At 72.2% G+C, this 24,192-nt stretch carries 23 protein-coding genes; 11 read left to right on the top strand and 12 right to left on the bottom strand.

What is annotated here, in order from left to right; all coding sequences use genetic code 11:
* Positions 1 to 65: 65 nt before the first annotated feature.
* Together PV396_RS25670 and PV396_RS25665 are read right to left on the bottom strand one after the other, a co-directional pair.
* A complete protein-coding gene (locus tag PV396_RS25670; RefSeq protein ID WP_319208369.1) occupies positions 66 to 1,592 on the bottom strand; it encodes a hypothetical protein in 1,527 nt (508 codons plus the stop codon).
* 122 nt (positions 1,593 to 1,714) lie between these two features.
* Positions 1,715 to 2,410, bottom strand: a complete 696-nt coding sequence (locus PV396_RS25665) for a GntR family transcriptional regulator (RefSeq protein WP_319208367.1) — start codon at positions 2,408 to 2,410, stop codon at positions 1,715 to 1,717.
* Positions 2,411 to 2,576: 166 nt separating this feature from the next.
* On the opposite strand from PV396_RS25665, the gene PV396_RS25660 reads away from it, so the two are divergent.
* Genes PV396_RS25660 through PV396_RS25640 form a run of 5 tightly spaced genes read left to right on the top strand, consistent with a single transcriptional unit; the run spans position 2,577 to position 7,008 of the window.
* The gene (locus tag PV396_RS25660; protein WP_319208365.1) at positions 2,577 to 3,896 is read left to right on the top strand and encodes an MFS transporter; all 1,320 of its coding nucleotides are present in this window, start codon (positions 2,577 to 2,579) and stop codon (positions 3,894 to 3,896) included.
* Positions 3,893 to 4,714, top strand: a complete 822-nt coding sequence (locus PV396_RS25655; RefSeq protein ID WP_319208363.1) for a putative hydro-lyase — start codon at positions 3,893 to 3,895, stop codon at positions 4,712 to 4,714. Before PV396_RS25660 ends, PV396_RS25655 begins: the two co-directional genes overlap by 4 nt.
* Positions 4,715 to 4,739: 25 nt before the next feature.
* Complete coding sequence (locus PV396_RS25650; protein ID WP_319208360.1) at positions 4,740 to 5,492, top strand: 5-oxoprolinase subunit PxpA; 753 nt, start codon at positions 4,740 to 4,742, stop codon at positions 5,490 to 5,492.
* A 32-nt stretch (positions 5,493 to 5,524) separates the two neighbouring features.
* A complete protein-coding gene (locus PV396_RS25645; protein ID WP_319208459.1) occupies positions 5,525 to 6,142 on the top strand; it encodes an allophanate hydrolase subunit 1 in 618 nt (205 codons plus the stop codon).
* Positions 6,139 to 7,008 carry a biotin-dependent carboxyltransferase family protein gene (locus PV396_RS25640; protein WP_319208358.1) on the top strand — a complete coding sequence of 290 codons (870 nt, stop codon included), beginning with the start codon at positions 6,139 to 6,141 and terminating at the stop codon, positions 7,006 to 7,008. Before PV396_RS25645 ends, PV396_RS25640 begins: the two co-directional genes overlap by 4 nt.
* 67 nt (positions 7,009 to 7,075) lie before the next feature.
* Here PV396_RS25640 and PV396_RS25635 read toward each other — a convergent pair whose 3' ends face one another.
* The 5 genes from PV396_RS25635 to PV396_RS25615 form a co-directional block, all read right to left on the bottom strand.
* Complete coding sequence (locus PV396_RS25635) at positions 7,076 to 7,924, bottom strand: SGNH/GDSL hydrolase family protein (protein WP_319208355.1); 849 nt, start codon at positions 7,922 to 7,924, stop codon at positions 7,076 to 7,078.
* Positions 7,921 to 9,138 carry a glycosyltransferase gene (locus PV396_RS25630; protein ID WP_319208352.1) on the bottom strand — a complete coding sequence of 406 codons (1,218 nt, stop codon included), beginning with the start codon at positions 9,136 to 9,138 and terminating at the stop codon, positions 7,921 to 7,923. The genes PV396_RS25635 and PV396_RS25630 overlap by 4 nt, the downstream gene beginning before the upstream one ends.
* A complete protein-coding gene (locus PV396_RS25625) occupies positions 9,135 to 10,259 on the bottom strand; it encodes a glycosyltransferase family 1 protein (protein WP_319208351.1) in 1,125 nt (374 codons plus the stop codon). The genes PV396_RS25630 and PV396_RS25625 overlap by 4 nt, the downstream gene beginning before the upstream one ends.
* Before the next feature lie 139 nt (positions 10,260 to 10,398).
* The gene (locus PV396_RS25620) at positions 10,399 to 11,817 is read right to left on the bottom strand and encodes a HEAT repeat domain-containing protein (RefSeq protein ID WP_319208350.1); all 1,419 of its coding nucleotides are present in this window, start codon (positions 11,815 to 11,817) and stop codon (positions 10,399 to 10,401) included.
* Between the two features lie 301 nt (positions 11,818 to 12,118).
* On the bottom strand, positions 12,119 to 12,511 hold the full coding sequence (locus PV396_RS25615; RefSeq protein ID WP_319208349.1) for an ankyrin repeat domain-containing protein: 393 nt from the start codon (positions 12,509 to 12,511) through the stop codon (positions 12,119 to 12,121).
* 246 nt (positions 12,512 to 12,757) lie between these two features.
* Here PV396_RS25615 and PV396_RS25610 point away from each other — a divergent pair, with 246 nt between their 5' ends.
* Both PV396_RS25610 and PV396_RS25605 read left to right on the top strand, forming a co-directional pair.
* Positions 12,758 to 12,952 carry a hypothetical protein gene (locus PV396_RS25610; RefSeq protein ID WP_319208348.1) on the top strand — a complete coding sequence of 65 codons (195 nt, stop codon included), beginning with the start codon at positions 12,758 to 12,760 and terminating at the stop codon, positions 12,950 to 12,952.
* A gap of 37 nt (positions 12,953 to 12,989) precedes the next feature.
* The gene (locus PV396_RS25605) at positions 12,990 to 14,585 is read left to right on the top strand and encodes an ATP-binding protein (protein WP_319208346.1); all 1,596 of its coding nucleotides are present in this window, start codon (positions 12,990 to 12,992) and stop codon (positions 14,583 to 14,585) included.
* A 14-nt stretch (positions 14,586 to 14,599) separates the two neighbouring features.
* Here the strand turns inward: PV396_RS25605 and PV396_RS25600 are convergent, their stop codons facing one another.
* Positions 14,600 to 16,099 carry a PLP-dependent aminotransferase family protein gene (locus PV396_RS25600; RefSeq protein WP_319208343.1) on the bottom strand — a complete coding sequence of 500 codons (1,500 nt, stop codon included), beginning with the start codon at positions 16,097 to 16,099 and terminating at the stop codon, positions 14,600 to 14,602.
* Positions 16,100 to 16,207: 108 nt separating this feature from the next.
* On the opposite strand from PV396_RS25600, the gene PV396_RS25595 reads away from it, so the two are divergent.
* The 4 genes from PV396_RS25595 (at position 16,208) to PV396_RS25580 (ending at position 19,671) form a co-directional block, all read left to right on the top strand.
* Positions 16,208 to 16,861, top strand: coding sequence for a hypothetical protein (locus tag PV396_RS25595; protein WP_319208457.1), 654 nt, complete (start codon positions 16,208 to 16,210; stop codon positions 16,859 to 16,861).
* Positions 16,858 to 17,625, top strand: a complete 768-nt coding sequence (locus PV396_RS25590; RefSeq protein WP_319208341.1) for a glycerophosphodiester phosphodiesterase — start codon at positions 16,858 to 16,860, stop codon at positions 17,623 to 17,625. Before PV396_RS25595 ends, PV396_RS25590 begins: the two co-directional genes overlap by 4 nt.
* A 43-nt stretch (positions 17,626 to 17,668) precedes the next feature.
* Positions 17,669 to 19,030, top strand: a complete 1,362-nt coding sequence (locus tag PV396_RS25585; protein WP_319208340.1) for an MFS transporter — start codon at positions 17,669 to 17,671, stop codon at positions 19,028 to 19,030.
* Between the two features lie 266 nt (positions 19,031 to 19,296).
* Positions 19,297 to 19,671: an RNA polymerase-binding protein RbpA gene (locus PV396_RS25580; RefSeq protein ID WP_003977404.1), complete on the top strand. Its 375-nt coding sequence runs from the start codon at positions 19,297 to 19,299 to the stop codon at positions 19,669 to 19,671.
* A gap of 168 nt (positions 19,672 to 19,839) precedes the next feature.
* Here PV396_RS25580 and fxsA read toward each other — a convergent pair whose 3' ends face one another.
* The 4 genes from fxsA to PV396_RS25560 all read right to left on the bottom strand — a co-directional run bounded on the left by fxsA (position 19,840) and on the right by PV396_RS25560 (position 23,952).
* Positions 19,840 to 20,421 (bottom strand): FxsA family membrane protein, encoded by a 582-nt coding sequence (gene fxsA / locus PV396_RS25575; RefSeq protein ID WP_319208339.1) that lies wholly within the window; start codon positions 20,419 to 20,421, stop codon positions 19,840 to 19,842.
* A gap of 91 nt (positions 20,422 to 20,512) precedes the next feature.
* Positions 20,513 to 21,307: a polyprenol monophosphomannose synthase gene (locus tag PV396_RS25570; RefSeq protein WP_319208337.1), complete on the bottom strand. Its 795-nt coding sequence runs from the start codon at positions 21,305 to 21,307 to the stop codon at positions 20,513 to 20,515.
* 538 nt (positions 21,308 to 21,845) lie between these two features.
* Positions 21,846 to 23,462, bottom strand: coding sequence for an amidohydrolase (locus PV396_RS25565; RefSeq protein WP_319208335.1), 1,617 nt, complete (start codon positions 23,460 to 23,462; stop codon positions 21,846 to 21,848).
* Between the two features lie 49 nt (positions 23,463 to 23,511).
* Positions 23,512 to 23,952 (bottom strand): Lrp/AsnC family transcriptional regulator, encoded by a 441-nt coding sequence (locus PV396_RS25560; RefSeq protein WP_319208332.1) that lies wholly within the window; start codon positions 23,950 to 23,952, stop codon positions 23,512 to 23,514.
* Between the last annotated feature and the right edge of the window lie 240 nt (positions 23,953 to 24,192).

The following is a 24,192-nucleotide window of genomic DNA, read 5'->3' as shown; positions in this document are numbered from 1 at the left end:
AGGGGCGCGGGGAACTGCGCGACAAGCCACAGCGAGCCCGCACTCAGGCGACAACCTCAGCCACATCACGCCGCCTCCGACCTCCCCGCAGCCATCCCCACCGCATCCAGCAACGCCATCCCCACAATCAGATCCGCGCCCCCGAACTCCGGATCCTCCAACTCCGTCCCGTCATCGACAGCGAACAACAGCTTCTCCTCACCCTGCCGGTAGGCGGTCCCCACCGGCGGACTGGCCGCGTGAACAGCCAACAGGGCGACCAGGTAAGGGAGTTCCGCGTCTCGAAGCCGCGCCTCGGCGAGCAGCCCCGACAACCGCCGGGGCGCGTCGGCGGGCAGGTCCAGCAGTTCCATCGCCGCCGCCAACTGCTCCTCGCTGAACCGGCTGTCGTCCGGCGTGGCGATCAGATCCGGCTCCGGCATCTCCGCCCCGAGATGCTCCCGCTCCACCGGCGGCGTCAGCAGTATGTCCACGAGGTCGCCGACCCGGACCGCCACCGGCGTACGAAGTCCCGTCCCGCGCGCGAAGAACGCGTCCGTGACCCGCACCGCGCCCTCGAGGGGCAAGGGCAGCACAGGGGCGACCAGATGGCCGTACAGGTCGATCCCCGAGGACGTCATCGGTGTCGCGAAGGCCTGTCGGTCCTGCTCGGCGCGGAACAGCGGGCCCGCCTCCAGCAGCCGGGACTGGAGCTGCGTGTGCCGGCGGATGCAGTCCTTCACGATGTCGACGAGTTCGGCGGCACGCCGCTTCTGCTCCGGGTCCTCGGACTCGTCCCGGGCCTTGCGGATGTTGGTCAGGATCGCGTTCTCATGGCGGTACCGGTCGGCGACGTGGTCGAGCGCCTCGGCGATCATGTCGGGGACGGTTCGGAGCCAGTCCACCGCGCGCACGTTGCGCCGGGTCGCGTCCAGCGCCCTGCGCAGGGTCTCCGAGTACTGCACGGTCCGGTAGCGGGCCTGCTCGGCGGCGAGTTGGGCGTCGGCCAGCCGGCCCCGGCTGATCAGCACCTCCAACTTGACCTCGGCGGCGATCTGGGCGCTGGTGACATCGGTGTCGAGGGCGCCGACGAGGACGTTGACCGCTTCGTCCGTCGTACGGAGGTAGACACTTCCGCCGTATCCCGGGACCTCTTCGATCAGCTTGAAGTCGTAGTCGCGGCGCACATACGTGCCGTCCGGTGCGAACGTGCCGTACACGGCCCGGAAGCCGCGGTCGACGCTGCCGACGTTGATCAGGTTCTCCAGGACCCAGCGGGCGACGCGCTCGTGCTCGGTGACGGGTCGCCGGGGGGCCTGGGCGGCGATGCGCGGGATGAGGCGGGCGACGATCTGGTCATGGTCGGCGCCGGTGTCGAAGTCCATGTTCAGGGTGACCAGGTCGATGGCCGCGAGGGCCACCTCCGCCATGCCGTACACCGAGTATTCGCCCGCGAGATTCGCCTTGCGCGCGTCCAGGTCGTGGAGCGGGGCGGTGCAGGCGAGCGCGCGCAGGCGCCGCGCCAGTCCCTCGTCGGCGGCCGGGCCCGGAGCGGGGCGCGGCCCCGCGCTGAGCTGGGGCGGAACGCTGTCCGTCGATGCAGGCGAAGTCACGGTGCACAGACTAGGTCCTCGGTCTGACAACGGCCCAAACGACTCAGAAGCGCCCCGCGCCCACCCCGCCGCACCGCCGTTCGCGCCCGGTGGGACACCGCAGGTCCCGGACCGGGTGCCGGCTAGCCGTCCTCGCCGACCCGCCGCCGGTAGACCTCGACGACCCGCCTCAGCGAGTCGTCGAGATAGACCGAAAGCAGCCCCTCGGCGCGCTCCCGGTCGCCCGCCTGGAGGGCCTGCAGTATCTGCTGGTTGCGCGCGAGATAGGGCTCGTGCAGGCGTCGCGGGTCGTCCACGACGTGGAAGGCGAGGCGCAGTTCGGCGAAGACGCTGCGCATCAGCTCGTCGGTGCGGGCGCTGCCGGCCAGTGCGACGAGTTGGCCGTGGAAGTGGATGTTGGCCGTACCCAGCCCTTTCCAGTCACCCTCGCGGGCCGCCCCCTGCCCCTCCTCGACGGCCGCCGCGAGGTCCTCGAGGGCGTACGGCGGCTCTCCGAGGCCCCGGACCACGGCACACTCGACGAGGGCGCGGGTGCGGTAGATGTCCTCGACGTCCTCGACCGTGAGGACCCGTACGAAGACGCCTCTGTTGAGTTCGTGGACCAGCAGGCGTTCGTGCGTGAGCAGCCTGAACGCCTCGCGCAAGGTGTTGCGGGAGACGCCGAGGGCTCCGCCGATGCTGTCCTCGGAGAGCCGGGTCCCGGGTGGGAAGTACCCGTCGGCGATCCGGCTTCTGAGGATGTCCGAAACCCGCTCGGCGGTACTGGTGCGCCCGAGGAGCGCTCGGTCGTCGGCCAGTTCCGTCAATTGCTCTGCCATGCCCGGAATTCAATCGTAGATACGAGAACGAAACAACACAGGTATTGAAGGATCGTTCAACGATCCTCTACCTTGCTGGACAGGCGCCGGCGAATCCACGCGGTGCCGGCCTCTTCCGCACCGCTCATCCCCGAAGCACCCTCCGTCCCTCAACTGCGAGGTGCACATGAGCACGCCCCCTCCGCCACAAGCCCTGCCCACCGAAACCCGTCCCGCCGCGGGTGAACCCACCGTCGACGAAGGCGCGTTCGCCTGGCTGCGGGCGCTGGGCCCCCGGGGCCGCCGCGCCTTCGGCGGCGCGTTCGGCGGCTATGCCCTGGACTCGTACGACTACTTCACGCTGCCGCTGAGCATGGTGGCGCTGTCCGCGTACTTCGGCCTGAACAGCGGCCAGACCGGGCTGTTCACCACGGTCACCCTGGTCGTCTCCGCGATCGGCGGCGCCGGAGCGGGTGTGCTCGCGGACCGGATCGGCCGGGTCAAGGCGCTGATGATCACGGTGATCACGTACGCCGTGTTCACCGTCGCCTGCGGCTTCGCGCCCAACTACGAGACGCTGCTGGTGTTCCGCGCCCTCCAGGGCCTCGGCTTCGGCGGCGAATGGGCCGTCGGCGCGATCCTGGTGGCCGAGTACGCGAGCCCGAAACACCGCGGCCGCACGCTCGGCGCGATCCAGAGTTCCTGGGCCGTGGGCTGGGGACTGGCCGTGATCGTCTACACCACGGTCTTCTCGTTCCTCGACGACGATCTGGCCTGGCGCGTGATGTTCTGGACCGGCGCCCTGCCCGCGCTGCTGGTCGTCTGGGTACGCCGCTCGGTGCACGACGCGCCCCAGGCGGTCGCCGAACGCGAGAAGAACCCCAGGAAGGGATCGTTCGCGGAGATCTTCAGGCCCGGCACGGCCGAGGCCCCGGGCCTGCTGCGCACCACAGTCTTCGCGGCCCTGCTGTCCACCGGTGTCCAGGGCGGCTACTACACCCTCGCGACCTGGGTGCCCACCTATCTGAAGACGGAACGAGGACTGTCGGTGGTCGGCACCGGTTCCTATCTCACGTTCCTGATCTCCGGCGCCTTCATCGGCTATCTGACCGGCGGATACCTCACCGACCGGCTCGGCCGCAAACGCAACATATGGTTGTTCGCGGTCCTCTCGGCGCTGTGCATCCTCGCCTACGCGAACATCCCCGACGGCTCCAACACCCTGCTCCTGGCGCTCGGTTTCCCGCTCGGGTTCTGCATGTCCGCGATCTTCAGCGGCTTCGGCTCCTACCTCAGCGAGCTGTACCCGACGGCGGTACGGGGCACGGGACAGGGCTTCACCTACAACACGGGCCGGGCCGTCGGCGCCGTCTTCCCCACCACGGTCGGTTTCCTGGCCGACAGTTGGGGCGTGGGCGGCGCGCTGGTCTTCGGCGCGATCGGCTACGGCATCGCCGCCCTGGCACTGCTGGGGCTGCCGGAGACCCGCGGAAAGGAACTCCAGTGAACCGTACGGAAGACCGCCCCGTGACCCTCGTCGACGAGCACGCGCACGCGTGGAGCCCGCAATTCGCGCGCGCCCGGTTCCGTACGGGCCTGACGGGCCCAACGGCGGGTGTCGCGGCCGGCCACACCCAGGTCAACCTGATCTCGGTGCCCGCCGACTGGGCGTACGACATGCTGCTGTTCTGCCAGCGCAACCCGAAGCCCTGCCCGGTCCTCGACGTCACGGACGCCGGTTCGTGGACCACCGCCCTCGCCGAGGGCACCGACCTGCGCACCGACCTGCCGCGCTACCGGGTCTGGCGGGACGGCGAGCTGGTGGAGGAGCCCACGGACGTGCTCGCCCACTGGCGCGACGACCTGGTGACGTTCCTCATCGGGTGCAGCTTCACCTTCGAGTGGGCGCTCGCCGAGGCGGGCGTGCCGATCCGGCACATCGAGCAGGGCCGCAACGTCCCGATGTACGTGACCGACCGCAAGTGCCGTCCCGCCGGGCGGCTGCACGGCCCCATGGTGGTGTCCATGCGTCCGGTGCCGCCGCGGCATCTGGCGGCCGCGATCCGGGAGAGCAGCCTGCTCCCGGCGGTGCACGGCAGCCCCGTACACTGCGGCGATCCGTCGGGGCTGGGCATCGACGATCTCGGCCGCCCGGACTTCGGCGACGCGGTGGACCTCGCGCCGGACGACATCCCGGTGTTCTGGGCCTGCGGAGTGACCCCGCAGGCCGCGGTGATGGCATCCCGCCCACCTTTCGCCATCACGCACGCGCCGGGCCAGATGTTCCTCACCGACACCCGCGACGAGCAGTACCGCGTCGCCTGACCGGAGCGTGACAGGAGTCCGGAAGATGATCGACCTGAACGCCGACCTCGGCGAGGGCTTCGGCCGTTGGCGGCTGACCGACGACGAGCAACTGCTGTCCGTCGTCACCAGCGCCAACGTGGCCTGCGGCTTCCACGCCGGGGACCCGGCCACCATGCGCCGGGTGTGCGAACTGGCAGCCGCACGCGGCGTACGGATCGGCGCCCAGGTCTCCTACCGCGACCTCGCGGGGTTCGGGCGGCGCGCGATGGACGTGCCGTCCGACGAACTGGCGGCCGAGGTGGCCTACCAGATCGGCGCCCTGGAGGTCTTCGCGCGCGCGGCGGGCACGCGCGTGTCGTACGTCAAGCCGCACGGCGCGCTCTACAACCGCGTCGTGCACGACGCGCAGCAGGCGGCGGCGGTGATCGACGGCGTACTGCTGGCCGACAAGGGCCTGCCGGTGCTCGGGCTGCCCGGTTCGCGCCTGCTGGAGCTGGCCGGCGCGGCGGGCCTCCCGGCCGTCCCCGAGGCGTTCGCGGACCGCGCGTACACCGAGGAGGGCACCCTCGTGCCACGTGGCCAGGCCGGGGCGCTGGTGACCGACCCGGAGGCCGTCGTGGCACGTTCCGTGACCCTCGCCCGGACCGGTGTGGTCGCCGCGCGCTCCGGGACCCCCCTCGCGATCCACGCCCGCTCGCTGTGCGTCCACGGCGACACGCCCGGCGCGGTGGACCTGGCCCGCCGGGTCCGCCAGGCGCTCGAGGCGTCGGGCGTCGCCGTGGAGGCCTTCGTATGAGTGAAACGGACGCGACGGGCAACACGGGCGGCATGCGAGCACTGCCCGTCGGCGACGACGCGCTGCTGGTCGAGGTGGACTCCGGCGAGCAGGCCCAGGCCCTGCACGCGGAACTGCTGCGCCGCCGCGCGGAGGGCACCCTGACCGTACGGGAGATCGTCCCCGCCGCCCGTACGGTCCTGCTCGACGGCCTCGCCGACCCCGTCCGGCTGGCGTCCGAACTGACCGCCGCCGAGGTGCCCCCGGCGCTCCCCCTCCCCCAGGAGGTCATCGAACTCCGCGTCCGCTACGACGGCCCGGACCTCGCCGACGTCGCCGCCCTGTGGGGCGTGTCCGAGGAGGCGGTGGCGCGCATCCACGCGGACACCGAGTTCCGGGTCGCCTTCTGCGGTTTCGCGCCCGGCTTCGGCTACCTCACCGGTCTCCCGGCGCGCTACGACGTGCCGCGCCGGGCCACGCCGCGGACATCCGTCCCGGCCGGTGCGGTGGGGCTGGCGGGTCCGTACACGGGCGTGTATCCGCGTTCGTCGCCGGGCGGCTGGCAGCTGATCGGTACGACGGACGCGGTTCTGTGGGACCACGCGCGCGTGCCGGCCGCGCTGCTGTCACCGGGCACCCGGGTCCGTTTCGTCGCGGTGGGCCACCGATGACCGACCGCGCGCTCTTCGTCGTACGGGCGGGGGCGCTGACCACCGTGCAGGACATGGGGCGTCCCGGGTACGCCCATCTCGGGGTGCCCCGTTCCGGGGCCCTGGACGCGCCCACGGCCGCGCTCGTCAACCGGCTGGTCGGCAACCCCGCCAAGGCGGCCGTCCTGGAGACCACCCTCAACGGCTGCACCCTGCGCCCCCGTTGCGCGGTCACCGTCGCGGTCGGGGGCGCTCCCTGCCCCGTCACGGTCGACGGCCGCCCCGCGCCCTGGGGCGCCGCCGTGCGGGTGCCCGCCGGCGCGCTGCTGGACATCGGGACGGCCCTGTCCGGCGTACGCGGTTACGTGGCCGTGTCCGGCGGACTCGCCGTCGAGCCGGTGCTCGGCAGCCGCTCCACCGACCTGCTGTCCGGCCTGGGGCCGCCGCCCCTGACGGACGGCACGGTGCTGCCCCTGGGGCACGTGATCGGCGGGCACGCACGCGTGGACGTCGTTCCGCAGCCCGCGCCTCCGGCCGAACTCGTGCTCCGGGTGACCATGGGGCCGCGCGACGGCTGGTTCACCGACGCGGCGCTCCGCGTCTTCACCACGTCCACGTACCGGGTGTCCTCCGCGAGCAACCGCATCGGGCTGCGCACGGAGGGCTCCTCCCTGGAGCGGGCCGTTTCCGGCGAACTCCCCAGTGAGGGCATGGTCCTGGGCGCGGTCCAGGTGCCCCCGGACGGCAGGCCGGTGGTCTTCCTGGCCGACCATCCGACCACCGGGGGCTATCCGGTGATCGCCGTCGTACGCACCCCCGACCTGCGCGCCGCCGCCCAGGCGACACCGGGCACCCCGGTGAGGTTCGTGCCCGTACGGCGCCACTGATCCCAGGCCCTGGTGGGCTCGACAAGTGGGCCACGACCATGACACGGCTCACTCCACCGGACCCTCCCTACGCCACGTCCGGCTCCGCCCGGTGCTCCGCCACCGACAGGGCGGCCAGGGCGGCCGCCACGGCGTGAGTCGCCCCAAGGTCGAGGCGGGCGCTGGTGCCCCGCGCGCGGTGGCGGACCTCCTGGGCGGCGAGCCGGAGGAGCTGCGGCAGCAGGTCGGTGCACCGCCGCGCCACCCAGCCGGTGGCCAGCCGGCACAGGCTCGCCGACCGGCCGGGCGCGGGTCGTTCCGGTGCGGCCGACGGAGCCGGCCCGGCCGTGACGCCCGCCTCCGCGAGGAGCGCGTGGAAGCGGATCGCGAGCTGGCGGTGTCCCCGCTCGCCGGGGTGCAGCCGGTCCGCGCTCCACATCTCGCGCCCGCTGAGCCACTCGCCCTCGGCGGCATGCAGATGCACGGCCCCGTACCGCTCGGACAGCGCGTGGACGACCGTGTTGACCGCCCGCTGCCGCCGGGCCAGCGGGTTCGCCAGGACACCGGGGAGCCCCAGCATCGCGCCGGGGTCGGGCAGGCACGCCGTGAGCAGGAGGGCGCCCCGCCCGGTGAAGCCCGCGTACATCTCGTCCAGCCGGGCGGCCACCGCGTGGATGTCGAAGGTGCGGCGCAGGGTGTCGTTCACGCCGATGACGACCGAAACGACGTCCGGTTCCAGGTCGAGCCCGACCGGCGTCTGCAGTTCCAGCACCTCGCGTGTCTGCGCCCCGCTGACCGCGAGGTTGACGAACTCCACCGGTGTGTCGCCGAACCCGCCGGCGAGCAGCGCGGCCCAGCCGCGCCACCCGCCGTCCACGGGATCACCGACGCCCTCGGTCAGCGAGTCGCCGAGCGCCACGAACCGCAGCGGTCTCATCCGACGCCCTCCGGCACGACGGGCCGCACGGGTTGCCCGGGCGCATCACCGGCGGACAGCACCGTCGCGTCGTGTACCGCGAGGAACGCCTCGACGGCGGCGGGCCAGCCGAAGCACTCCGCACGCGTGCGTGCGTGCTCCCGGCGCTCCCGCTCGGGCCGCTCAAGCAGCAGGCGTACGGCGTCCGCGAAGGCCTCGCCGTCGTCGGCCGCGACGGCCCCGGCGGAGCCGATCACCTCGGGCAGCGCGGAGGACGCGCTGACGACCACGGGGGTCCCGCAGGCCATCGCCTCCAGCGCGGCGAGACCGAACGTCTCGGCCGGCCCGGGCGCAAGGCACACGTCGGCGGACGCCTGGAGTCCGCCCAGCAGTGCCCGGTCGGCGACGTGCCCGAGGAAGACGACCGGCAGTCCCCGCTCGCGCGCCCGCTGCTCCATACGGGCCCGCAGCGGCCCGTCCCCGGCCACCACCAGCCGGGCCCGCTGTCCGCGCCGCAGCAGCGCGTCCAGGGCGTCCAGGGCCGTTCCGGGCCGCTTCTCGACGGACAGCCGGGAGCACATCACGAGGAGCATCTCGTCCCCGCGCGCGTGCAGGGCCCGCAGCGCCGGGTCCCGCAGCGACGGGTTCCGCCGGACCAGGTCGACGCCCAGCGGGGCCCGTACGACATTGCGCGCGCCGATCCGCACGAACTCCCGCTCGGCGAACTCGGTGGTGCACACCACGCGCGCGTAGGTGTGTGCCGTACGGACGTTGAGGGCGTCGGCGGCGCGCCGGGAGAGGTTCTCCGGCAGGCCCCAGGTACGCAGAACGCCGTCGGCGGTCTCGTGGGAGACCATCACGGCGGGGACGCGGGCCCGGCGCGCCCATCTGCCGGTCCAGCGCAGGGTCGTCCGGTCGGACACCTCCAAGCGGTCCGGCGCGAGTTCCTCCAGTACGGCGGCGACGCGCCGCTTGTCGGTGAGGACGCGGTAGCCGCCGGTGCCGAGCAGCAGCGGGCCCGGCAGGGTGATCACACGCCCCTGTTCGGTGTCGCGGTCGCTCTCCCGTTCACCGGGGACGATCAGGACGGGTTCGTGTCCGGCGGCGCGGTAGCCGGCGCCCAGTTCGCGCAGCGCGGTACGCAGTCCGCCCGAGGCGGGGGCGACGAAGTTCGCCAGCCGGACGATGCGCAGCGGTCCGCTCGTGCCGGGTGCGGCCCGGCCCTCGCCGTTCACGCGGCCACCGCCGTCCGTGCGGTGAGAATGTCCGCGTAGTGCCCGACGAGCTGGTCTCCGACGGCCGCCCAGGTGCGGTTCTCGACCACGGCCCGGGCGGCGGCGCCGTACGCGGACCGCAGGCCCGGGTCGCGCGCCAGGGACCACACCGCGTCCCGGACGGCGGCCGCGTCACGCGGCGGGACGAGCAGACCGGTGCGCCCGTGGGCGACCAGGTCCAGCGGTCCGCCGGCGGCGGGTGCGACGACCGGGACACCGCTCGCCATGGCCTCCTGCACGGTCTGGCAGAAGGTCTCGAACGGGCCGGTGTGCGCGAAGACGTCCAGCGAGGCGAAGATCCGGGCGAGTTCGTCGCCGGTACGGCGGCCCAGGAAGACCGCGCCCTGCAGCTGTTCGCGGAGGCCCGGCTCGCTGGGTCCGTCACCCACGACGACGACGCGTACGCCGTCCAGGGCGCAGACCCCGGCGAGGAGTTCGACCTGCTTCTCGGGGGCGAGCCGGCCGACGTAGCCGACGATCAGTTCACCGTTCGGGGCGAGTTCGCGGCGGATGGCCTCGTCCCGGAGTTCGGGGCGGAAACGGACGGTGTCCACTCCGCGCTGCCACAGCTTCACCCGGGGCACGCCGTGCGACTCCAGGTCGTGCAGGGCGGCGCTGGACGGAGCGAGGGTGAGGTCGGCGGCGGCGTGGACGGAGCGGATGCGCCGCCAGGCGGCGGCCTCACCCGCGTGGACGTACGTGCGGGCGTATCCGGCCAGGTCGGTCTGGTAAACGGCCACGGCGGGGATACCGAGCCGGGCGGCGGCGGCCATGCCGCGTACGCCGAGGACGAAGGGGCTGGCCAGGTGGACGATGTCCGCGCGGTGCTCGGTGATCGCGGCTGCGACGCGGCGGCTGGGGAGGGCGACGCGGACCTGGGGGTAGCCGGGGAGCGGTAGGGAGGGGACACGGACGACGGGGCACGGCGCCGAGGCGTCGGGCCCGTTCCCGGCGGCGGTGGCCGGGGCGACGACGAGGGGAACGTGACCGCGATCGACGAGGTGCCGGGCGGTCTGGAGCGCGCAGTGGGCCACGCCGTTCACATCGGGGGGAAAGGATTCGGTCACGATGACGACACGCATAAGGGTGTTGTCGCCGTGCTGGACGTGCCCGCGTCAACGTCGATCTTTCCGGTCGGAGAACGTCCCATGAGCGTTGCGCACCGCCCCCTCGCAGGTCGGCGCGCGTCCACACGCTCCTGATGCGCGGGTCATCCCCCGTTCATACGGCGGTGCTGTCGGGGCCGATCCGGCTTCGTACGGCTGTCTGGACCTCGGCCTCCTCGGCCGGGTCGGCGGCGAGTCGGCGCAACTGGTCGACGACCCTGGCGTCCCCGGTCTCGGCGTGCCGGGCGGCGACCTCGCGGGTGGTCTCCTCGCAGTCCCACAGGCATTCGACGGCGAAGCCCGCGGCGAAGGAGGGGTCGGTGGCGGCGAGGGCCCGGGCGGCCCGGCCGCGCAGATGGGACGAGGCGGTCTCGCGGTAGATGTGGCGCAGTACGGGGGCCGCGCAGACGATGCCGAGCCGTCCCGCGCCGTCCACGAGGGTCCACAGGGTCGGCGCGTCCGGCCCTTCGCCCCGTACGGCCTCCCTGATCGCGCCGAGGACGAGGTCGCTGTCCCGGGTGCCCCCGAGGCAGGCGAGCATCCGGCCGGCGGCGGCGCCCAGGGGGTCGGGCCGGTGGACCCACCCGCGTGCGCGGTCGACGGCGGCAATACTGCGCATACGTTCGAACGCGTCGACGGCGGCCTCCACGACGGCTGTCGAGCCGTCGGCGACCGCGCCCTCGATCAGCTCGAGGGCCTCGGGATCATTGCCGTCCGCGAGATAGCGCAGGGCCGTACATCGGGCGCCGTCACCACCACTGCGGGCCGCCTCCACGATCTGTGGCCGGTCCTCCGGACCCGCCACAGCCGTCAGGCAGCGAGCGGCGGGCACGTGCAGCACGGCGCCGCGGTCGATGCCCTGCTGGGCCCACTCGAAGACGGCCTGCACACTCCAGCCCGGACGGGGCCCGGTCGGCCGCATCTGGCGTTGCCAGCGGTCGAAACAGCCGGTCTCCTGAGCGGCACGCACCCGCGTGGAGATCGATTCGCGCGGGTCGTCGGCCCACAGTCGCCAGGGCCGGGGCTCGAAGGCGTCCCGCACGGCGGCGGCCAGTTCGGCCTCGCCCTCCGCGTCCGTGGCGAAGCGTGCCAGGACCGGGGCGGCGAGGGCGCGCAGCCCCGCGTCGTCGTCCCTGAGCGCCAGTTCGTCCAGCGCCCAGGCCCAGCCGGTGCCGGTGGCGGCGTACCTGCGCAGCAGTTCGAGCGCGTCCCGCCTGCCGTAGGAGGCGAGGTGCCCGAGGACCGCGAGGGCGAGCCCGGTGCGTGACTCGTCGGTGTCGAGGACGTCCTCGGCGTCGAAGAGATGGGCCTCGATCTCGTCGAGCTCGCCGTGGAGGTCGACATAGAGACGGGCGTAGTAAAGGGAGCGGTTCTCCACCTGCCAGTCGTGGCGGGGGTCGCGGAGCACGCACTGGTTCAGCGCCGCGAGCGCGTCGGCCCGCGGTGCGGTGAGCGCGTGCAGCGTGCCGTCGCCGCGGCCCCTCTGGAGCAGGCCGAGCAGCGTACCGCTGGGCGCTATGACCGGATCGAACATGGGAAACAGCCTCACATCAAGCGTCGACGCAACCGGGATCTTGCTTTACCTGGCCGCGTGACAACACGTCGGGGCGCCCGCCGTTTCCTGCTTGCTGTAGACCATCTTCCTCTGCCTCTCGTAGGTGGGCCCATGCGGACCGCCTCACGGCCCGCGCGGTGCGGCAACATCTGCCCAGCCATCGCGTCCGTGAATCACGACGTCATGATGACCCGGCTGTTCAAGCTGCCGCGACCGTATTTCCGGCGGCCCCGTTCCGCCTCCCCCGTTTTCCGTGTCCTTGCTGGTCGGTGCGTACGGCTCAGTGCACGCCGAACAGCTCCAACAGTTCCGTCTTGCCGAACATCCTGGCGGTGTCGACGGCCGAGGGCATGCCCGCGGCCGGGTTGGCGCCGCTCTCCAGGAGAGCCTGGATGACGTCCTGCGCACCCTTGAAAACGGCCCCGGCGAGGGGCGTCTGCCCCCGGTCGTTCACCCGGTCCCCGTCGGCACCGCGCGCGAGCAGCGCCCGGACCGCGTCCGCGTGGCCGTGGTAGGCGGCGAGCATCACCAGGGAGTCACCGCGGTCGTTGGTGAGGTCGGCCGGGACGCCGGCGTCGACGTACGCCACGAGTGCCTCGGTCTGTCCCTTCCGGGCCAGATCGAAGATCTTGGTCGCCAGCTCCACGACCTCGGGGTCGGGGGCTTCGCTCATCGGCGGGACCACCTCTCGTTACAACCGTACGGGTGAATCGAAAGCGTACTGGTTCGACGGGCACATGACCCGACACGTCAGCGGCAAAGATCAGCACACCCAAATGGCGTCGAATGGTCCCAAACAAGTCCACCGCTCGAGTGAAATCCGCCGAAATACACCCGATTGCACCTTTTATCGTATGGATACATGCAGTGATCCTGGAAGAACTCATGGTGACTGTCCCCACCACACCAGGAGATCCTCATGATCCTCTCCATCTCAGGCGTCGTTCTGCTCGGCATCATCGTCTTCCTCTTCTTCAAGAAGGACGGCCTCAAGGGCTCGCACGCCTTCATCGCGGCGCTGTTCGGCTTCTACCTCGCGAGCACCGGCATCGCACCGAGCATCAAGGCCGGCGGCGAGAGCCTGGCCAGCCTGCTCGGCGGAATCAAGTTCTGACGTCCCCCCGCCCGCACGCACACTCCAGGAGACAGCAGTGGCCCGGCGCCCCCTCCCCCGCATCCTGAGCAACGGCAGCGCACAGATCGCCCGGAGCCGGGAGCTGGCCCGGACCGCGGCCGACAGTGCGACCGACGTTCTGCACCCGCTGATCACGATCAGCCGGGGGCTTCGCCGACTGGCCGCGGCCGGACGGCGCAGGTGGGCCGAGACGCCCAAGGACAAGCGCGGGCCCCTGCTGTTCATGACGGCCTCGATGGTCCTCGTCGTGGCCCTCCTGCCCTACGGGCCGCTGCTCTCCGTCATCTCGGTGATGGCGGCAGCGGCCTGGCACGGGCGGGACCGCGCGCCCTCCGAGCCGGAAGGCCCCGACGAGTCCCAGACCGAGCGCCTCCAGTCCCTGTACGAGGCGCTCGTCCCCTACTTCTCGACCCCGGACGACCCCGATCCCCTCTACGCCCACGGGGGCGACTGGGAGAAGACGTTTCCCGCATACGAGTTCGACGACACCGGCCGCCTCTCGCACCTGACCGTGCGCTACCCGGCGTACTTCACCGACGGCGAGGCCGCCTCCCGCGCGCGGATCGAGCAGCTCCTGCACGCCAAGGCGGGCCGGGGCCGCGAGTACCACTTCGCATGGGACGAGGAGGGCAACCAGCTGGCGGTCACCGCCCTGCCGCCCCTCCCGACCGACATCGCCGCGCAGCGCTTCGTCACGTCGCCCGGCGAGACGGTCCTCGGCTTCACCGACCCCACCCAGGTACAGCGCACGCTCCCCCTCAGCCACGGCGAGGAACAGCGCGACGTCCCGCCGGTCGTCTGGCGCACCGGACCACGCTCCACCGAACCGCACCTTCTGGTGCTGGGCGAACCCGGCACCGGCACCACGACACTCCTGCGCTCGATCGCCCTCCAGGCGCTCCAGTACGGCGACATCGTGATCGTCGACGGCAGCGGCACCGGCGAGTACGAGTGCCTGACCGGCCGGGACGGCGTCCTGGCCATCGAGTGCGCACCGGCCGGAGCCCTCGCCAGCCTCGAATGGGCCGCCCAGGAGACGGAACGGCGGCTGATCGCGGCCAACCGCGCCCGCCAGGCCGGTCAGCCGCTCCCCGACGACACCCGCCGCCCGCTCTGGCTGTTCCTCGACCGCCCCGGCACCCTCGCCCACCTGGCCGCCGCCGACGGTCACGCCGATCCCCAGTCCGCGCTCCAGGTCCCCCTGCGGCACGGCCGGGCGGCGAACGTCACGGTCGTGGTGGCGGAACAGTTCGACAGCGCGGACATCCTGAGCGACGCCGTACGCCAGCACACGCGCGCGCGCGTCGTCCTCGGTCCCGCCGCCCCCGCTCAGGTCGAGGCGGTCCTGGGTGCCCGCCCGCACACGACACCGGTTGCCGTCATGCCCCCGGGCCGCGGCTACGCCCGGCTGGGCACCGGCCCGGTCCACCGCCTTCAGGTTCCGGCCACCCCGGACCCCCACGACGACGCGACGAGCGACGCACAGCGCCAGGCGGTGCTGGAGCTGCTGCCGCCACGGTCGGCTCAGACACTCGTCAAACAGGAGCAGGAGCAAGAACAGGAACGGGCGCAGGAACAGGAACAGGAGCAGGCACAGGAACCGGTGGCCTGAGCCGCGCCCACCACTCAGGCCACAAAGGTACGAGGCGACTCGGCGCCCCCCGACCCCCCGCTCGCCACGATCCGCGCGGCGGCGGCCAGGCGAACAGCCGCCTCGTCGGCCACCGCTCCCCCGACGGTGAACGGCAGCCGTACATACCCCTCGAACGCGCCGTCGACCCCGAACCTCGGCCCCGAGGGCACCCGCACCCCCACCCGTTCCCCCACCTCGGCGAGCCGTGACCCCGACAGCCCACCCGTACGGACCCACAGGGTGAGCCCGCCCCTGGGCACCGTGAACTCCCAGTCCGGCAGCTCCCGTCGGACCGCCGCGACCAACGCGTCCCGGTTGCCCCTGGCCTGTTCGCGCCGCATCGCGACCGCCTGCTCCCAACCACCGCCGCTCAGCAACCAGTTGATGGCCAGTTGTTCGAGCACGGGCGTGCCCAGGTCCGCGTAGGCCCGCGCGGCGACCAGGCTGCGGATCACGTCCGGAGCCGCCCGTACCCAGCCGATGCGCATCCCGGCCCAGAAGGCCTTGCTGGCCGACCCCACGGTGATGACCGTCGACCCGGCGGGGTCGAAGCCGCACACCTGGCGGGGCATCTCGACATCCGGGTCCAGCCACAGCTCGGTCATGGTCTCGTCGGCGACGAGCACCGTGCCGGCCGACCGGGCCGCCTCCACGAGTTGCCGCCGCTGGTCCTCGTCGGCGAGTGCGCCGGTGGGGTTGTGGAAGTCGGCGACGACGTACGCGATCCGGGGCGCGGCCTCACGCAGCACCTGGCGCCAGCGGTCCAGGTCCCAGCCGGCGAGCCCCTCGGCCATCGCGACGGGCACGAGCCGGGCGCCCGCCTCCCGCATCAGCTGCAGGATGTTGGCGTACGAGGGCGACTCCACGGCGATGCGCTCGCCCCGGCCGGAGAACAGATGACAGATCGCGTCGATGGCGCCCATGGCGCCGGTGGTCACCATGATCTGTTCGGGCATGGTGGGGATCCCGCGCGCGGTGTACCGCTCGGCGATCATCGCGCGCAGCGCGGGCAGCCCGGCCGGGTAGTCGCCGTGCGTGTGCGCGTACGGGGGCAGTTCCTCCAGGGCACCTTGGACGGCGCGGGTGAGCCATGGCTCGGGCGCGGGCAGGGCAGCCGTCCCGAGGTCGATCACCGAGCCGAGTGCCTCGGGGGGCAGCGGTTCGAGCCCGCGCGCGGGAAGCGGGTTGCCCGCGGGTACGGCGGTCCAGCTGCCCGCGCCGCGCCGGGACTCCAGGAAGCCCTCGGCGCGCAGCGCCTCGTAGGCGGCGGCGACCGTCGTACGGCTGACCGAGAGGGAGAGTGCCAGTTCGCGCTCGGCGGGCAGGCGGGCGGCGACCGGGACCCGGCCCTCCAGCACCAGCAGCCGGATGCCGTCGGCGAGGGAACGGTAGGCGGCCGGTCGGCGGGTACCGGGACCCGCGGGGCGGTCCTGCTGGGAGGTGAGCAGCCTGGCGAGCTGCGCGGTACCCACCGCCGAAGTCCACTGCACCATGTAGATCAGTCCACCTTCCCCGAATTGGCCATGGATACGGTCCGATCCCAAGCCACAGGGTGTCATGTGCCAGGCCACTACCACCACAGGGGGCAGCTCGTGAGTTCGTTGTCAGCGCCGGCTCGTCTCGGCAGACGGCTGGTCCAGCTCTACACCGGGCTCGCGCTGTACGGCGCCAGCTCGGCCCTGCTCGTCGAGTCGGGCCTCGGCCTCGAGCCGTGGGGCGTGCTCCACCAGGGACTGGCCGAACTGACCGGGCTGACGATCGGGGTCGTGTCGATCTTCGTGGGCGCCGCCGTACTGCTGCTGTGGATTCCGCTGCGCCAGCGCCCGGGACTCGGCACGGTCTCGAACGTCTTCGTCGTCGGCCTGGCCATGGACGGCACGCTCGCCCTGGTCCCCGACGCGCACGGCCTCGCCGCGCGCGTCCCGCTCCTGGTGGCGGGCATCGTCCTCAACGGCGTGGCCACCGGCCTGTACATCGCGGCGAGCTTCGGCCCGGGCCCCCGCGACGGCCTGATGACCGGCCTGCACCGGCGCACCGGCCGCTCGATCCGGCTCGCCCGTACGGCGATCGAGCTGGCGGTGGTGGCCACGGGCTTCGCCCTGGGCGGCACGGTGGGCATCGGCACGGTGCTGTACGCGGTGGCGATCGGACCGCTGGCCCAGCTCTTCCTGCGCGTGTTCGCCGTTCCGGCGGCATCGGACGGCAGCCCGGTCGTTGCCGCCGGTCAACCGGCGGGGGCGATACTGCGACCGTGACCACGCGGATACGCCATCCCTACCTCGACCATCCCGGCCCCATCCCCTTCGCCCATCGGGGCGGGGCGGCGGACGGGCTCGAGAACACGATGTTCCAGTTCCGGCGGGCGGTCGAGGCGGGCTACCGCTATCTGGAGACCGACGTGCACCGCACGGCGGACGGAAAACTCGTCGCCTTCCACGACTCGACGCTGGACCGGGTGACGGACGGCGGCGGCCGGATCGCGGATCTCCCGTGGTCCGAGGTACGGCACGCGCGCGTGGCGGGCAGTGAACCGATACCTCTCTTCGAGGACCTGCTCGAGGCCTTCCCCGAGGCGCGCTGGAACGTCGACGTCAAGGCCGAGCCCGCGCTGCGCCCGCTCCTGGACCTGATCGAGCGCACCGGCTGCTGGGACCGGATCTGCGTCGGGTCCTTCTCCGAGGCCCGGGTGGTGCGGGCCCAGCGGCTCGCCGGTCCGCGCCTGGCGACCTCGTACGGCACGCGGGGTGTTCTCAGCCTGCGGCTGCGCTCCTGGGGCGTGCCGGTGGGGGTACGCCGTTCAGCGGTCGCGGCGCAGGTCCCTCAGCAGCAGTCGGGCATCCCGGTGGTCGACCGCGGCTTCGTGCGCACCGCCCACGCGCGCGGGCTGCACGTCCATGTGTGGACGGTGAACGATCCCGAACGCATGCACCGGCTCCTGGATCTCGGGGTCGATGGCATCATGACCGATCACATCGACACGTTGCGCAAGGTTCTGGAGGACCGGGGCACCTGGTTCTGACTCCCCGCGCGCACCATCTCCACGGGGAAAGCGAGGGGCACGGGTGGGCACCGACACCGTGCGAAACGAGGCGGCCGACGAGGCCGCCGGGCGCCGGCGCGAACAGCGCGGCTGGTACTTCTACGACTGGGCGTGCTCCGTCTACTCGACGAGCGTGCTCACCGTGTTCCTGGGCCCCTATCTGACGTCGGTCGCCGAGGAGGCGGCCGACGCGGACGGGTTCGTGCATCCGCTGGGCATACCGGTCCGCGCCGGTTCGTTCTTCGCGTACTCGGTGTCCCTGTCGATCATCGTGGCCGTGCTCGTCATGCCTGTCGTGGGTGCGGCGGCGGACCGCACCGGCCGCAAGAAGCCCCTTCTGGGAGCCGCCGCCTATGTGGGAGCCGCGGCGACTACTGGCCTGTTCTTCCTCGGCGGCGACCGCTATCTGCTCGGCGGGCTGCTGCTGATCGTCGCCAACGCGGCCCTGTCCGTGTCGATGATGCTCTACAACTCCTACCTCCCCCAGATCGCCACGGTCGAGGAACGCGACGCGGTCTCCTCGCGCGGCTGGGCGTTCGGTTACGCGGCGGGCTCACTGGTCCTCGTCGTCAACCTGGTGCTGTACACGGCGCACGACTCCTTCGGCCTCTCGGAGGGCATGGCCGTCCGCATCTGTCTGGCCTCGGCGGGACTGTGGTGGGGCGCCTTCACTCTCATACCGTTGCGCAGACTCCGCGACCGCCGGGCAGCCGCCGAGGAAGGCGCCGCGAAGGAGGCCACCTCCCCGGGGCTGCGTCAGCTCGCGGCGACGGTCCGCGACATGCGCCGCCATCCGCTCACCCTCGCCTTCCTCCTCGCCTACCTCGTCTACAACGACGGCATCCAGACCGTGATCTCCCAGGCGTCGGTGTACGGCTCGGAGGAGCTCGGGCTCGGCCAGTCCACCCTCATCGGGGCGGTCCTGCTGGTGCAGGTGCTGGCGGTGGCGGGCGCACTGGGCATGGGCCGGCTGGCCCGTGTGTACGGAGCCAAGCGGACGATTCTCGGATCACTGGTGGCGTGGACGGTGACACTGGCGGCGGGGTACTTCCTGCCGGCCAACGCGCCCGTCTGGTTCTTCGTGCTGGCCGCCGGGATCGGCCTGGTCCTCGGCGGCAGCCAGGCGCTGTCGCGGTCGCTGTTCTCCCACCTGGTGCCGCCCGGCAAGGAGGCCGAGTACTTCTCGGCGTACGAGATGAGCGACCGCGGCATGAGCTGGCTCGGCCCGCTGCTGTTCGGGATCACCTACCAGCTGACCGGAAGCTACCGGGACGCGATCATCTCGCTGGTGGCCTTCTTCGTCATCGGCTTCGCGCTGCTGGCACGTGTCCCGGTACGGCGGGCGATCCGCGACGCCGGCAATCCAGTTCCCGAAAGGATTTAGCATCCGTGGCCAAAGAGCGGTAGTGTACGCCGTTGGCCTGCCAGGCGGACCGTTACTGCGCGTCAAAGATGACGAACGCTGGGTGATACCTGCTTGCAGATGTGACAAACCGGGCGCTGGTGGGTACAACAAGGGGCGGCTACGACGGCGACGCATGACCCGAAACGGGACACGGGACGGGAATCTTTACCGCCGACCGGACGTTGACCGGATGACGACGACAGCGACACCTGTCCTGTGGGCGACAAGCCCGGGAGGCACGATTCATGAGTGAGCGAGCTCTTCGCGGCACACGCCTTGTAGTGACCAGCTATGAGACGGACCGCGGCATCGACCTGGCTCCGCGCCAGGCCGTGGAGTACGCATGCGAGAAGGGGCACCGGTTTGAGATGCCCTTCTCGGTGGAGGCCGAAATTCCGCCGGAGTGGGAGTGCAAGGTCTGCGGGGCCCAGGCACTCCTCGTGGACGGTGACGGCCCTGAGGAGAAGAAGGCCAAGCCCGCGCGTACGCATTGGGACATGCTGATGGAGCGGCGCACCCGAGAGGAACTCGAAGAGGTCCTCGAGGAGCGACTGGCCGTTCTCCGCTCCGGAGCGATGAACATCGCGGTACATCCGCGGGACAGCCGCAAGTCCGCGTAGTCCCTTCAGGGGGCTGGGCGGCATACACGCACGCGTGACACCGCGGGCGCCGTACGTGATGTCTGCGTACGGCGCCCGCGGTTTTGCGTTTTTCACGGTGAATGCGGTGGTGCATGCGGTGAGGGGTGGGCGCCGACCAGGAGAGCTCGGCACCCACCCCTCGGGTGATCAACTGCTCAGCGGCGGGCGTCGGTCCTCCGGCGTGGCCGTGCCGTCCTCCCGGATGACCTCGCCCTGGACCACCTTGCCGTCCGGGCGGTGGATCCTCGCCCGCTGGAAGGCGTCGCCCAGAGTGCCGGGGGTCGCCTCCCGCAGTTTGCGCTCGAAGGTGCGTTCCGCGTAGCGGCTGATCGCCCGCTGGATCGGGGGGACCAGCAGAAGCAGGCCCACCGCGTCCGAGATCAGTCCGGGCAGCATCAGCAGCAGGCCGCCGAGCATCAGCAGCCCGTTGCCCTCACTGCCGCCGGGGCGTGCCGAGTCCGCCACGGGCATGCCGCCCTGCTGCTGTTGCAGCGTCTCGGTGAGTTTGCGGAAGGCTCGGCGGCCGGCCCGCTTGATGACCACGGAGCCGAGCACGAAACCGGCGACCAGGAGCACGAAGACCAGGTAGCCGCTCGCCGCGCCGGCGACCACGGTCAGCAGCCAGATCTCCAGCACCAGCCAGGCGGCGATGCCCAGCGGCAGGAACGTGCGCAGCCGGGAACGCCGCGGCCGGGCGGGGTAGGTGGGGGTCGGAGCGCCAGTCGTCATGCGTCCAGTGTGCCTGGGCCGTGCTCAGCACAGGATAAGAGGATGATCGACAGGGCTGGTGAGCCGTACGGGATGCCCGGGGCCGGGGCGGCTACGGCTTCCAGGTCTTGCCGCGGGCCCTGTTCACCCGCTCGCCCACACCCCAGGTCGTGACCCGCCACAGCGCCTCGACCAGGATGTCTCGGCTCATCTTGGAATCGCCGTGCTCGCGCTCGACGAAGGTGATGGGCACCTCGACCACGTGATAGCCGGCTCTGATCGCACGGCGGGCCAGGTCGACCTGGAAGCAGTAGCCCTGGGAGGCGACCTCGGCGAGACCGAGGCCTTCGAGGGTCTCGCGGCGGAAGGCGCGGTAGCCGCCGGTGACGTCCCGGATGGGTACGTCGAGCAGGACGCGGGAGTAGAGGCTGCCGCCGCGGGAGATGAACTCGCGGGACTTGGGCCAGTTGACCACCCGGCCGCCGGGCACCCAGCGAGAGCCGAGGACCAGGTCGGCGCCCTTGAGGGCGGTGAGCAGACGGGGCAGTTCCTCGGGCTGGTGGGAGCCGTCGGCGTCCATCTCGATCAGGACGCCGTAGCCGTTGTCCATGCCCCACGCGAAGCCCGCGAGGTAGGCGGCGCCGAGGCCTTCCTTGCCCTTGCGGTGCAGTACCTGGACCTGCTCGTCCTCGGCGGCCAGTTCGTCGGCGAGCTTGCCGGTGCCGTCGGGGCTGTTGTCGTCCGCCACGAGAACGTGGGCATCGGGAACCGCCTCACGCACCCGGCCGACGATCTTCTTGATGTTCTCCGCCTCGTTGTAGGTCGGAATGATCACCAGTGCCGTGCCGAGCGGGCCGAACCGCCGCTGCTGGGCCTCTGCCGCGAGGGTCCCGTCGCCGTCGTTCACTGCTGCCCCTTCAAGTCCGTACGCAGACGTCCACCATAGTGGCCTCCGCCTGCACCGACGCGTCGGCACGTGCGTACTGGGGTGTCGATTCGACAAGAGCCGGGTAAAGGAGTCCGCTTCGTCACCCGTGGGCGGTGCGGATCGGGGCCCGGCGCCCTTCGGGCCGACCTGGGACCCGCTGGCTGCGGGGCGACCGAAAGCCGTTGTCTACTGGACGTCCGGGCCCCACCCGGATCACACCTTGCCGGCCGGGTGGCACGTTCCGTCGCCGTGGCGCGGGCGCTGAGCCTGGCAGCCAGTGACGGAGCGCCGGTGCGGCACACCCATCCCTGACCCAGCGGCGCTGCGGCGACTGCGCGGAGGTTCCCCGGTCGGGCGTCCGGTGGTGGACCCGGCAGAACCTACCGGCCGTCTGCCGTCGGCTGTCAACAGTGGCTTGGCCTGCGGTTCTTTCCACGATCGCCTGGTCGGCGCCGAGGAAACGCAGGTCGCGAGACGGCCTGCCGCCGCCGATCCGTGCCCCCGCCGCCCCGGGAGATCACTCGCTCGGCCGTACGAACACCGTCCGGCCGCCGACCACCGTGCGCAGGCAGCCGGGGAGGTCGGTGCCCGGGGTGAGGTCGGGCAGTCCCGGAGTACCGGAGCGGGGGTCGGTGGACCAGCGGGCGACCCGGTCGTCGGGAGCCTGGACCACCAGGGCGTCGGTGCGCCACACGGCGTAGTCCGCGGGCGCGCCCGGCACCAGGACGCCCGCGTCATCGCGGCCGACGGCCCGCCAGCCGCCGCGGGTGTGGGCCGTGAACGCGGCGCGAACCGAGATGCGGTGCTCCGGGGTGCGGTGGAAGGCCGCGGCGCGGACGGTGCCCCAGGGGTCTAGCGGGGTGACGGGACTGTCGGACCCCAGGGCGAGCGGGACGCCTGCCTTCAGAAGGGCCGCGAAAGGGTTCAGGGCGCGGGCGCGCTCGGCGCCCAGACGCTGGGCGTACATGCCCTCCCCGCCTCCCCACAGGGCGTCGAAGGCGGGCTGCACGGACGCGGTGAGGCCCAGTTCGGCGAAGGCGGCGATGGTTTCTGGGGTGAGCATCTCGGCGTGCTCGACGCGGTGCCGGGCCGCCCGGACCCGGGCCAGGCCGACCTTCTCGGCGGCGGCGCGCACGCCCTCGACCACGGAGGTCACCGCGGCGTCCCCGATGGCGTGGAAGCCGGCCTGGAGGCCCGCCTCGGTGCAGGCGACGACATGCGCGGCGACGGCGGCGGTGTCCAGGTAGGCGGTGCCGGTGTGGCCGGTCTCGTCGCTGTACGGCTCGTGCAGGCAGGCGGTGTGCGAGCCGAGGGCCCCGTCGACGAACAGGTCCCCGGCGGCGCCGACAGCGCCCAGGGCGCGGGCCCTGGCGACCCCTTGCTCGCCCTGCTCCGCCCAGTAGCCGACCACCCTCGGGCCCGGTTCCCCGGCGGCGAGGCGGAGCAGCCCGGTGAAATCGTCCTCCGAGGAGATCTCCGGTCCCCCGCACTCGTGGACGGAGCCGATGCCGAGCGAGGCGGCGCGCGCGAGGGCGGCCCGCTGGGCCTCGGTGCGCTGGGCCGGAGTCACCGCTCCGAGGGCGGCGGCCCGGACCTTGTGGTGGGCGTCGCCGGTGAGCGGGGCGTCGGGGCGGCCGGTGTCGCCCTGGACCAGGTCGAGCAGGGCCGTCGTCACGACCGCCGAGTGGACGTCGATCCGGCTGAGGTAGAGCGGGCGTCCGCCGGTGGCCTCGTCCAGCTCGGCGCGGGTCGGCGGGCGTCCGCCGGGCCAGCGGGCGGCGTCCCAGCCGTGGCCGAGGAGGACACGGTCGGCGGGGCGGGCGGCGGCGAACGCGCGTACGAGGGTGAGGGCCGCGTCCAGGGAGGGCGCGTCGGACAGGTCGAGTCCGGTGAGCGCGAGCCCGGTGGCGGTGGTGTGAACGTGTGCGTCGGTGAACGCCGGGGTGACAAGGGCGCCGTCGAGGTCGATCACCTCGTCCGCCGCGCCCACGACGGCGTCCGCGGCGCCTTCCGAGCCGACCCAGGCGATGTGGCCGCCCTCGACGAGCATCGCGGTGGCGAAGGGGTCGGCGGGACTGTGGACTTCGCCGCCTCGCAGGAGGACGGTGGCGGGGGGTGCCGGGCGTTCACTCATGAGGACAGTTTCCCGTGCGCCGTCGCCGGAGCCGCACGTGGGGCGTGTTTCAGATCTTCGGTGGCCTCGCCTCGTACGGCGTCGACAGGACCACCGTCGTGCGGGTCGAGACGCCCGCGAGGGTGCGCACCCTGGCCAGCAGCTCCTCCAGCTCGTGGGGGGTCGCGACGCGGACCTTGAGGATGTAGTTCTCCTCCCCCGCCACGCTGTGGCACGCCTCGATCTCCGGGACGTCCCGGAGGCGTTCCGCGATGTCGTCGGGGGCGCTGGGGTCGAAGGGCTTCACCGAGATGAAGGCCGTCATGGGCAGCCCGACGGCCTCCGGGTCGACGACCGCCGCGTAGCCGCGGATGACGCCTCGCTGTTCCAGCCGGCGCACGCGCTGATGCACGGCAGACGTGGACAGGCCCGTGGCCTTGCCCAGGTCGGTGTAACTCATCCGCCCGTCCTTGACGAGCAGCTGCACGATCTGTCGGTCCAGCTCCTCCATGGCGCAGAACCTACAGTGCGGTTGATCTCCTCCGATACCTGAGCGGTGCAGGTCATGCCCTGTTCGTGATGTGCCGGGGGTGACCTGTGGGCCGGACGAGGGACAAAAGCATCGCCACCGGCACCTGCGAATGGCATGTGACGAACACCACAGCTCTCGAACATGCTCCGTGATGGTCTCGTGATTACCGCCGATACCGGGCGGGAAGTGCTTGCTGTGGCCGAGGCCGCAGTTGCCTTG

Origin of the sequence: Streptomyces sp. ME02-8801-2C, from assembly GCF_033793965.1 — a bacterium.
Classification (GTDB): Bacteria; Actinomycetota; Actinomycetes; order Streptomycetales; family Streptomycetaceae; genus Streptomyces.
The sequence above is the reverse complement of the archived record's forward strand: the minus strand, read 5'-3'. Positions and strand labels throughout refer to the sequence as shown.

What these genes read in the sequence shown, in the direction of transcription:
- PV396_RS25600 (WP_319208343.1), bottom strand. Translation starts at nt 16,099, where the DNA reads ATGGTGCAGTGGACTTCGGCGGTGGGTACCGCGCAGCTCGCCAGGCTG.
- PV396_RS25580 (WP_003977404.1), top strand. Translation starts at nt 19,297, where the DNA reads ATGAGTGAGCGAGCTCTTCGCGGCACACGCCTTGTAGTGACCAGCTAT.
- PV396_RS25660 (WP_319208365.1), top strand. Translation starts at nt 2,577, where the DNA reads ATGAGCACGCCCCCTCCGCCACAAGCCCTGCCCACCGAAACCCGTCCC.
- PV396_RS25620 (WP_319208350.1), bottom strand. Translation starts at nt 11,817, where the DNA reads ATGTTCGATCCGGTCATAGCGCCCAGCGGTACGCTGCTCGGCCTGCTC.
- PV396_RS25640 (WP_319208358.1), top strand. Translation starts at nt 6,139, where the DNA reads ATGACCGACCGCGCGCTCTTCGTCGTACGGGCGGGGGCGCTGACCACC.
- PV396_RS25610 (WP_319208348.1), top strand. Translation starts at nt 12,758, where the DNA reads ATGATCCTCTCCATCTCAGGCGTCGTTCTGCTCGGCATCATCGTCTTC.
- PV396_RS25565 (WP_319208335.1), bottom strand. Translation starts at nt 23,462, where the DNA reads ATGAGTGAACGCCCGGCACCCCCCGCCACCGTCCTCCTGCGAGGCGGC.
- PV396_RS25665 (WP_319208367.1), bottom strand. Translation starts at nt 2,410, where the DNA reads ATGGCAGAGCAATTGACGGAACTGGCCGACGACCGAGCGCTCCTCGGG.
- PV396_RS25560 (WP_319208332.1), bottom strand. Translation starts at nt 23,952, where the DNA reads ATGGAGGAGCTGGACCGACAGATCGTGCAGCTGCTCGTCAAGGACGGG.
- PV396_RS25625 (WP_319208351.1), bottom strand. Translation starts at nt 10,259, where the DNA reads ATGCGTGTCGTCATCGTGACCGAATCCTTTCCCCCCGATGTGAACGGC.
- PV396_RS25615 (WP_319208349.1), bottom strand. Translation starts at nt 12,511, where the DNA reads ATGAGCGAAGCCCCCGACCCCGAGGTCGTGGAGCTGGCGACCAAGATC.
- fxsA (WP_319208339.1), bottom strand. Translation starts at nt 20,421, where the DNA reads ATGACGACTGGCGCTCCGACCCCCACCTACCCCGCCCGGCCGCGGCGT.
- PV396_RS25645 (WP_319208459.1), top strand. Translation starts at nt 5,525, where the DNA reads ATGCGAGCACTGCCCGTCGGCGACGACGCGCTGCTGGTCGAGGTGGAC.
- PV396_RS25635 (WP_319208355.1), bottom strand. Translation starts at nt 7,924, where the DNA reads ATGAGACCGCTGCGGTTCGTGGCGCTCGGCGACTCGCTGACCGAGGGC.
- PV396_RS25650 (WP_319208360.1), top strand. Translation starts at nt 4,740, where the DNA reads ATGATCGACCTGAACGCCGACCTCGGCGAGGGCTTCGGCCGTTGGCGG.